Genomic DNA, 9580 nt, shown 5'->3' on the forward strand with positions numbered 1-9580 from the left:
ACCAGTTATGTCCGTTCGGGCCTTTCCCCCCTTTTCACCAGAGGTTGTCGTCGACGTATTGGGCCAATGATCAATCCAATGGGGCGAGCTTCCAGTTTGTGAAATTTTTGTAACGACGCATGAGTAGTTTTGACTCTAAGTTTATTATTCTATATTTCATGAAATATGATGGAAGAGATAACCGACCAGCTGGCCATCCTTGGCCACCCGCAACGTATCACCGTATTTCGCATGTTGATGCGACGGTATCCTGACACTGTTCCAGCGGGGGAACTGGCGTCGGAACTGGGGATCAAGTCCAGCACCTTGTCGAACTATCTCAACGCGTTGCAGCGATCCGGGCTGGTCAAGCAGGAACGATCCGGGACGTCACTGCTCTATTCGATTGAGATGAAGAACGTGCAGCACATGTTCGATTTCCTGCTCGTGGATTGCTGCCGTGGCCGACCCGATCTTTGCATGCCCTTGGCCAAAGGGCGCGAAACCATGGCTGACCGAAAGTTCAATGTGTTGTTCATTTGCGTGGGTAATTCTGCCCGGTCGATCTTTGCCGAATCCCTTTTGCGAGATATCGGCGGGGATCGGTTCAATGTGTATTCGGCCGGCATACGACCGTTTTCCGAACTCAACCCGTTTGCAATTCGGGTTCTGCAAGACAAGGGGCATGATACATCGGCGCTCCGCTCCAAGAATGTATCCGAGTTCTCGCGACCGGGCGCACCTGAAATGGATTTCGTCTTTACGGTCTGCAATCAGGCTGCGAACGAAGAATGCCCCGCGTGGGAAGGCCAGCCGATCAGCGGTCACTGGGGCATGGCGGATCCGGTCAAGGCAGAAGGCACCGATGCCGAGAAAAGCCTGGCCTTTCAAAACGCGTACGGCGCGCTGAAGCGTCGGGTTCAAGCCTTTACATCGCTGCCGGTTGAAAGCCTGGACCGGATCGCACTGCAATCCGCCGTTGATGAAATCGCGCGGTCGCCACTTGAGGATGCGCCATGACGACTTACGCTGTGAACGGCCTTGGCCGAATGGGGAAACTGGCCCTGAAGCCCTTGTTGGAACGGGGCGCAAAGATTGCCTGGATCAACGATGCCTTCGGCGACCCCCAGATGCACGCGCATCTGTTGGAGTTCGACACGGTACACGGGCGTTGGGATGCAGAATTCAGCTTTGATGCCGACAGCATCACTGTGAATGGAACCCGCCTGCCGTTCATCGGCACGAAAGACCTGAACACCCTGCCGCTGGATGGCGTTGATGTCGTGATCGACTGTACGGGCGTGTTCAAGACCGAGGCCAAGCTGGCCCCATATTTTGATGCCGGGGTAAAGAAAGTCGTCGTCTCTGCCCCGGTCAAAGACGGCCCGACGGCAAATATCGTTGTTGGAGTGAATGAAAGCACATATGACCCCGCGACCCATAAAATTGTGACAGCGGCCTCTTGCACAACGAATTGCCTGGCGCCGGTGGTCAAGGTGATCCACGAGAATCTGGGTATCCGCCACGGGTCGATGACTACGATCCATGACGTGACCAACACGCAAACAATCGTTGATCGGCCCGCAAAGGACTTGCGGCGCGCACGGTCGGCCCTCAACTCACTGATCCCGACGACCACCGGTTCGGCCACCGCCATCACACTGATCTATCCGGAACTCAAGGAGCGTCTGAACGGTCACGCCGTCAGGGTGCCGCTTTTGAACGCCTCGCTGACCGATTGCGTATTCGAAGTTGAGCGGGCCACCACGGTTGACGAGGTCAACGCCCTCTTTAAAGCGGCGGCTGAGGGTGACCTGAAGGATATTCTGGGTTATGAAACCCGCCCTCTGGTATCTACCGATTACACCAATGACAAACGCTCCTCGATTGTCGATGCGCCCTCGACCATGGTGACAAACGGGACACAGGTGAAAATCTATGCGTGGTACGACAATGAGATGGGCTATGCGCACCGCTTGGTGGATGTGGCGCTGATGGTCGGGTCCTCGCTGTGACCCAGCGGCCCGAAGGACTGTCGGCTTATGTCGCGGTCACGGCGGCTTATTGGGCCTTCATGCTGACTGACGGGGCGCTCAGGATGTTGGTGCTGCTGCACTTTCACACCATGGGATTCTCACCGGTTCAGCTGGCCTATCTGTTTGTGCTTTATGAGATTGCTGGGATCGTCACCAACCTGGCCGCAGGCTGGATTGCTGCCCGGTTCGGGCTAACGTCCACCCTGTATGCAGGATTGGGGCTGCAGGTGGTGGCGTTGCTTGCCATGACGCAGCTTGATCCGCACTGGACCGTTACCGCCTCGGTCAGCTTTGTGATGATGGTACAGGGGGCAAGCGGAGTGGCCAAGGATCTGGCCAAGATGTCGTCGAAATCATCAGTCAAATTACTGGCCCCGGCCGAGGGCGGCGGGTTGTTTCGGTGGGTCGCTGCGCTGACCGGATCAAAAAATGCCGTCAAAGGGCTGGGTTTCCTGTTGGGCGCGGCCATGCTGGCCACGTTGGGATTCATGGCGGCAATCCTGGTCATGGCGGCGGTTCTGGCACTGATCCTGTTCGCAGTTATCCTGTTCATGCCAGCGGGCCTGCCGAAGGGGCGAAAAGGGGCGAAATTCTCGGAAGTATTGTCAAAATCCGCCAATGTGAACTGGCTGTCCGCGGCGCGGGTCTTTCTGTTCGGTGCGCGCGATGTCTGGTTCGTGGTCGGCATCCCGATCTATTTCTATGCCGTCCTGTCGGATGGCACCGAGGACGGCAACCGTTCCGCGTTCTTCATGATCGGAACATTCATGGCACTGTGGGTCATCCTCTATGGTGCGGTGCAGGCTATCGCGCCAAAGATTCTTCGTGCGGCGGATCGAACCGAAGGTGATTTGATCCGTGCGGCACGCAGGTGGGCGATTGTCCTTTTCTGCGTTCCTGCGGCTCTAACATTGGCAGTATCGCTGTCAAATGGGCCTGAAACCTGGCTGACCATAACGCTTGTAGCTGGGCTGCTGATCTTCGGAGCAATCTTTGCGGTGAATTCATCGCTGCATTCCTATCTGATCCTGGCTTTCACCCGGTCCGAACGTGTGACAATGGATGTCGGATTTTATTACATGGCAAATGCAATAGGCCGGCTGATCGGCACGGTTCTGTCCGGCCTGACCTACCAGATCGGAGGATTGCCACTGGTCCTCGGGACCGCGACCGTGATGGTGGCCCTTGCTGCGTTGACTTCAGGCAAACTGAGGGATCAAACCTCCGAAGCACTGACGTGACCATTTCGAACGATATCTCACGGACTGGATCGCTCTTGCCATGATCGGTGGCGTTCTGATCAGAGGGGCTGCGCAAGGTTATTGAAGAACGATTAGCGAGAATTTTATATGTTTCGGCATATGACCTCGCAAAGCTTAGCAAATCATGACGGCGCCACTGGCCGCGGAAACCCGGTATCTGTTAAACAATACGGTATTTTTGGTGACCCCGGCAGGATTGTTTACCAATTTACGTTGATGCATTTGTAATTGTTTTCAGCCACTTAAGTCAACACTGAATGCCAATGTGTCACCTGCTGTGTCACTGTTTTGAGTGTTTGTGGACCAGTGGTAGCTACTTCTGACATCTTCGATGTGAAAGACGTATTTTTGACCTGCGCTATTCTATAACAGACAATAAAAATTCATATACCTGAATATATCGTTGTTGTTCGTCCACAATTTGATCGTATTCCACAATTATCTGCTAGGCATAGAAACCGATGCAGTTGAATTGCGCCTTGGGTAACCTGAGTCTTTGCTCATGACTATTCACCCAATCCGGGAAATGGCTGCGGTTAATGAGCGGGCGTAGACACTTTACCTGATGAGACACTGCTGGTAGCAATCATCATATAGTTGAAAGCCAATGCGAGATACCTCTTTTGATTAAAGTTGACTTGAACTCACGTGTTATTCCCGCAGAACATCAAGTGTTTATGGTTCGGCCCGGATCAAATTATAAGCTGTATTCATTCTTCGAAGAAACAAATGCGATATTTGCAGACGTTCTTGGTCTCGAACTCAGACCCGGTGTTCCTCTAGCCGAACAAGAGAACATTACTGCCCAACTGCACCGAGCCAGAAGACTGCGGGCGTATCATCGCTTCTCTGGGGAAGAGGCACCATCGAGAAAAATAGAGGACTACTCTGTCTACGTTTCCGATCGAAGCACGGCTCAGCTAAGCAGGATTTTGTCTGGTTTCTTTGAATCTGCAAAAAAAGGTGACCTCGTTGTCGTACCGCCCCGCGCATTTGTTCAAAATGCATTGATTGGCGAACTCACTGGCGAACCAACTGACTTTGTGACACGCCAATTTCCCAAACTTTATGGTGAAGATTGGCTGTACGGAAGAAGTGTGAAATGGCTGGGGAAAATCCCTAAAGGAAAACTCTCGCCTTACCTACTCGACCTTGGATCAAAACCAAATGCGTTCGTCTTGCTCCCGAGAAATGAGCGCCTCGCGCTATACCGAGAAGCTTACGGGAGCTACATTTTACCAAACGAGTTCAGGGCGAGGTTCAACGTCGACAACCAAGAATTCACCACAACCAACGATCTATATATTCAGGCATTCTTTAACTTTGTCGCTGCTAACTCCATGCGAATAGCCGAAAAAAAGGAGGTTCTCCCGATACATGAAGCCGCTTTTGAACAGCTTGGAGATTATGCACTAGACTTACAATCGAACATCAATTCACCGGGATATTTGAACCTAATTTCGACACGCGTATCACCGCTTGTTGCAACAGCACTCTTTGCGATAGCGATAACAATTGGGGTTGAGGCCGTTCAAGCCGCAGAACAAGGCACTATATTAATTGGGAACTCTCTTGACGCCGATGACCCATGCACAGCAGTGATCAACGTTGAGGTAATACAGCATCTGAAGTTGCTGGGTATTGAAAAGTGGGGGGCAGCTTGCGAAATCGCGCGGCAGGTTGAGGAATCTACGGGACTTAGCGGACAGGCTGATATTGTGGTAGAAGAGGACTGATGAGAATGTCAGACCAAACATCAAACGACGACAAGAATCCCAAGCTCTTTAGCTTGGGTGCATTCTTTTCTTCTAAGGTTGGTCTTGTGGTTTTGTCTGTAGTTCTGACCTCTGTAGGCGGTATTGTAGGGTCGTATGTTCAACGGCAGTATGATGTATTTGATACCAATCGAGAATTGGCAATTCGGTACTCGGACGAAGCAGCGATGTCTGCAAAAGAAGTGGACAAAGCGGTTCAGTTGATGGTCCAAACGATTGGTGATCCAGCATCCGCGATATCAAGCGACGATGTTCAGAAACTCAGACTTGCAATGTTGGACCTTCGTTCAAGCGTCGAGCGTCTGGCGATTGAGATTGGTTCGGACGGGGCATTGTACCAAGAGTATCAGGAAGCAATGACCAATTTGGTCCTGACCGCCGAAAATACTACTGGGTCTGCTGATGCGAAGCCATTTGTAGAAGCATTGAACAGTTTCTATGTGAGCAAGCTTGCGTTTGAAAAAGGTGTAGCCGCACAATACAACGATAACCTTGGTTAGTTCGGGTTAAGCCGGGTAACATCGATGGCTATCTTAGCTAACTTATAGCACAGATCGTGCAGTGGACCGTGTTCAGTATTTGTCCCTCGTCTAGTCTCGAAAGCGTCCTCTGAACCCGTGAAGCATACCATCTACCACCCCTAGGCGTAGGACCCCCAAAGGCGTTCAGAAATGTAATGTCGGCTTAGTCAGCACTCCAACGCGGCACTAGCATTATTTCGCCTTCGTGCGACAAATCAGGATCGACATGAACATTACCAGCCAAAATGTTTGCAGCCAAAGCGCTTGCTATTCCCTGACTATAACCAATCGGAACAGTTTGAAGCTGTTCTGCGGCATCAGAGCTCAAAGGAACAATTTTTCCGGGATTTTGAAGAACCAGTATCGCCCAATCTCTTAACGGACCTTTGGTTGCCGGATCGTCTTGCGGGTTTTCAGCCAAGATACCCACGGCAATTTCCGTCATCTGTGCCGCTGTAGAACGAGTATTCGACTGCCCGTTCAAAACAGCAACAGTAACCCCCACAACAACTGGAATTAGCACTGCGCCCGTGATCTTGCCTACCACTTCCGCCTTATCCCACCGATCTTTAGTCATTTGTAGTTAAGTCCTTTTGGTCACTGATAATCCGATAGACTGACGCCCTTCCTATCCCAAGGCGCTGGGCGATTTCCGAGGGACCAACCCCTTCAGAACGCAGTTTCAGAACATCACCAGCTTTGGCCCGTGCAGTCGGCTTGCGCCCTTTGTACTTACCTTCGGCCTTGGCCTTTGCGATGCCTTCCCTCTGGCGCTCCAACATGATCCCACGCTCGAACTCGGCAATGCCACCAAGAACGGTCAACATCAGTCTGCCAGTCGGCGTTGAGGTATCAATGCCAAGGTTTACAATCTTCAGCGCCGCACCTTTGCTTTCAAGCTCATTTAGGATGGACAGAAGATGGGCAACTGAACGGGCCAAGCGGTCAAGTTTGGTGACTACCAATGTATCCCCTTCACGGATGAACTCTAAGGCCTGACTAAGCTGTTCTCGGGCGGTTACATCGACAGAAGAGACTTGCTCTTTAAAAACCTTCTCACACCCTTGAACCTCCAGTTCATCAAGTTGGGTCTCGAACCCTGCTTTCTGATCTAAGGTCGATGTTCTGGCGTATCCAATCAGCATGTCTTGTCTTTCTCATTAGGGTTATAAACATAGAGGTACATATGTCTCAAAATGTCAACTCCCATTCTATTGAAACATCATGCTGAGCAAATTCGATTGCACCACAAGGGCAAGCCCTATTGAGACCAAGGGCTAGTCAGAGCGAATTTCAATCAAGTGATACCTGCTACTCTCCACTCCGTGCTTCGACCTTACGAAGTGCCAATCAGACAACACTCCTTGTTTTTTGTTCTCGCCAAAGAGGGGGCGGGGGTTTTGAAAACCGACTTCAAAAAAAGGGGGTTAATTATTGTTGTTATTATTGTTTTTATTTTGCCCACCCCTTGAAGGAAAGGCGTCCACAGAGCCGCTGAGAGGCCCTCTGAGTAGGGCAATGGCATTTTCCTGTGGTGGGGTGGCTGACAAACCAAAGGCACCCCCTAGGGACTCCAATTTGTCAATTCGGGTGTCAAGTTATTCTGCCTTATAGAGAAGGCAGAAACCCCGCGTTACTCTGAACGGCCCTATTGAGGGGTAGACTCCGAGCCAGTCTGTCTCCGGGTCTATCGCTGTCTCCATGACTGAGCGTTATTCGGCCTTATAGAGAAGGCAGAAACCGGACCTTCATCCGCAAACACCCCAAATCCAGCGAGCGTTATCCGGCCTTACAGAGAAGGCAGAAACCTCCGGCCCAATATTTTTTGGGTCTAATACAATTTAAAGGAAACAACACATTGAACTTAAACGATCCAATCATTGACCAAACCATAACCAAAAAGGCGTTGGCGTCCTCAACGGCATTGTCAAACGTTAGACACGCAAGGCTTAACGACAAACTAGAAGACTACTTGAATGTCGGACGATACATGCACGCTGCTCGACCACACTTCAAATCCAAGAAGAAATACGGACAGTATATATCCAAAGAACTGCCAAGGACCAAAGAATGGGACGCGCCTTTGCGTAGTAGCTGCTTATGGCTCTACAGAGCATTGAACGTCCCCGGCTCAGATGGCTATGGCGACCTCCTAGATGTGCTTGGTGTCAAAAGCCTTACCGAACTCAAAACGGCCAACCCGACCAAGATCAAAGCATACTACAAATATGCAAACGGTTCTTGGGATCGCACAAATCCCAAGCGCGAAAAAACGAGAAAAACCCCTTCCAAAACGGAGCGATCACACGCGCCTCTGATGCCAAGGAAACTCCTAGAGCATTGGCAAATCATCAACGGAAAATCGTATGAGGCAAACCTATGTCTGCCGAATATCTGAAAAGGCTAGAAGCTGGTATCCGTGCTGCTGACGCTAATCCGTGCAGAACGGTTTGCTATGCTGGACGCGAGTCTAGCCACCCTGTTTCCGCAAGACACGCAATCCCGTGAATTCTGGCTCAAGGAATTTTACCCATTGGCCTCCATTGGGAATGATAAGGCTTATTCAGAGCCGAAGAAGAAGATGTCTAAGAAGAAGGCTAAAAGACATTCCGATAGCATTCTGGCTGATGTAGCGCTGGTCGTTTGATTGTGTCCCCTTCCTTTAGACCGATTTAAGGCACGTTAGACGTGTTCACTGTTCGGTCTCACAGGGAGGGGACTCCTTAGCGTTCATAGTAACCCGATAGGTAGTCATAAGGTATATCTCTAGGTATGACTTGTGTTGCAGGGGTGGTAACCTCAACACCTTAGGCAGCTTCCCATAGTAGTTCTTTAGCTTTCAACCTTGAATGTGGGCCTTAAACCTATGTGCCAGCAGAACACATCACCAAAGACGCTCATAGCCACATCTGCATCCGCGACCCGAACAATAAGGCAGTCATGAACTGGAAGCGCTGGAATGCCATGTTGCCGCTTCAGGGAAAGAAGGGTCTCATTCATGATTGTCGAGTCAAGGGCCTGAAGCCGCAGGGAATTTAGCCCTCTGGTCTCCAACTCATTCAGGAACGGGTATCGGTCCAGAACCTTTTCGACAATGGGGCTTTTAAGGCGTCCCACTCTTCCATTCCCCACAATAACACTGATTACCTGCTTTATCTCTTCCCTGTCTTCGCCCTCAATCTGGTACAGGTCGTCTCCGGCCTCGTAGTCCAATCCGAAAATGCCGTGCAGCATAGTCAACTGGCAAGCCTTTATGTCGATTTCGACGGTTGGCTCACCGCCTATCAAAATTTCCTTCCGCTCTTCTGATTTCCAGTTGATGTAGGTCGAGTCAGACCCGTAGAAGCGGCCCCCGGAGTCCCACTGGTAGTTTTCCGTATCCCCATCATTGAAAACACGGAATAACACTGGTGGCGCTCCAAAGCTGTATTCCCACTCATTCAGGAAAGCATTGATTTCGTTCACATCCGTTTCTAGTGCTGCTGATATCGCTGATCTGGGGTAGTCCGAAATAACGCGAGGCTTTGCCTCCCCACTGATTTTAGCTGCTTTTAGCGTAATCGGTCGGGCTTTGTTCAGATCACTTCTGAAATGGTGTGTCAGGTTCTTTGATGTGATGCCGAACTCGGTCAGGAGTTCAAGCAGCATAGGGGTTGCCCGAAGCCTCGTTGCCCAGCGTTTGTTTGGGGTATTCGGATAGTAAATCTCACCATCAAAATCGTCGCTGCCTCGAAAACCATTGACGACATCCATCAACCCCATTTCGGACCATGCGGATTTCAGGGTTTCATAATGCCTGCTGGTCGCCAGTGTATTCTTGAATTTGGCTCTGTTACTTGACCGCCAGCAGTAACCACTGGAACCGATATTCAACAATGCTTCCAGCAAATCCCCAAGCACCGCCCCAATAGTAGCCTTCAAGGATTGGGCGTCATGCGCTTTGGGTGCCCTACTTCTCGTGCCCTGTGTCTTCTGAAAGGCTACCGTTTGGTCGAACAAAGCGTCAA

General features: G+C 51.0%; 10 protein-coding genes. 7 read left to right on the top strand and 3 right to left on the bottom strand.

Annotated elements, in window-relative coordinates; genetic code table 11:
* Positions 1-165 precede the first annotated feature (165 nt).
* The 5 genes from AC2FLZ_RS17770 to AC2FLZ_RS17790 all read left to right on the top strand — a co-directional run bounded on the left by AC2FLZ_RS17770 (position 166) and on the right by AC2FLZ_RS17790 (position 5552).
* The gene (locus AC2FLZ_RS17770) at positions 166-999 is read left to right on the top strand and encodes an arsenate reductase/protein-tyrosine-phosphatase family protein (RefSeq protein WP_480554355.1); all 834 of its coding nucleotides are present in this window, start codon (positions 166-168) and stop codon (positions 997-999) included.
* Positions 996-1994, top strand: a complete 999-nt coding sequence (locus AC2FLZ_RS17775) for an ArsJ-associated glyceraldehyde-3-phosphate dehydrogenase (protein ID WP_480554353.1) — start codon at positions 996-998, stop codon at positions 1992-1994. The genes AC2FLZ_RS17770 and AC2FLZ_RS17775 overlap by 4 nt, the downstream gene beginning before the upstream one ends.
* The gene (gene arsJ / locus AC2FLZ_RS17780) at positions 1991-3256 is read left to right on the top strand and encodes an organoarsenical effux MFS transporter ArsJ (RefSeq protein ID WP_496882506.1); all 1266 of its coding nucleotides are present in this window, start codon (positions 1991-1993) and stop codon (positions 3254-3256) included. Before AC2FLZ_RS17775 ends, arsJ begins: the two co-directional genes overlap by 4 nt.
* Before the next feature lie 644 nt (positions 3257-3900).
* Positions 3901-5013 carry a hypothetical protein gene (locus tag AC2FLZ_RS17785; RefSeq protein ID WP_496882507.1) on the top strand — a complete coding sequence of 371 codons (1113 nt, stop codon included), beginning with the start codon at positions 3901-3903 and terminating at the stop codon, positions 5011-5013.
* Positions 5014-5018: 5 nt separating this feature from the next.
* A complete protein-coding gene (locus AC2FLZ_RS17790; protein WP_496882508.1) occupies positions 5019-5552 on the top strand; it encodes a hypothetical protein in 534 nt (177 codons plus the stop codon).
* Between the two features lie 184 nt (positions 5553-5736).
* On the opposite strand, the gene AC2FLZ_RS17795 is transcribed toward AC2FLZ_RS17790, so the two are convergent.
* Together AC2FLZ_RS17795 and AC2FLZ_RS17800 are read right to left on the bottom strand one after the other, a co-directional pair.
* A complete protein-coding gene (locus AC2FLZ_RS17795; protein WP_496882509.1) occupies positions 5737-6150 on the bottom strand; it encodes a hypothetical protein in 414 nt (137 codons plus the stop codon).
* Positions 6143-6718 (bottom strand): recombinase family protein, encoded by a 576-nt coding sequence (locus AC2FLZ_RS17800; protein WP_496882510.1) that lies wholly within the window; start codon positions 6716-6718, stop codon positions 6143-6145. The genes AC2FLZ_RS17795 and AC2FLZ_RS17800 overlap by 8 nt, the downstream gene beginning before the upstream one ends.
* A 713-nt stretch (positions 6719-7431) precedes the next feature.
* On the opposite strand from AC2FLZ_RS17800, the gene AC2FLZ_RS17805 reads away from it, so the two are divergent.
* Positions 7432-7971 (top strand): hypothetical protein, encoded by a 540-nt coding sequence (locus AC2FLZ_RS17805; RefSeq protein ID WP_496882511.1) that lies wholly within the window; start codon positions 7432-7434, stop codon positions 7969-7971.
* A 21-nt stretch (positions 7972-7992) separates the two neighbouring features.
* Positions 7993-8220: a hypothetical protein gene (locus AC2FLZ_RS17810; protein WP_496882512.1), complete on the top strand. Its 228-nt coding sequence runs from the start codon at positions 7993-7995 to the stop codon at positions 8218-8220.
* A 185-nt stretch (positions 8221-8405) separates the two neighbouring features.
* Here the strand turns inward: AC2FLZ_RS17810 and AC2FLZ_RS17815 are convergent.
* Positions 8406-9580 (bottom strand): hypothetical protein (locus tag AC2FLZ_RS17815; RefSeq protein WP_496882513.1); only part of this gene is annotated, 1175 nt, incomplete at its 5' end.

It is taken from the genome of Ruegeria sp. YKSF131 (assembly GCF_059612645.1).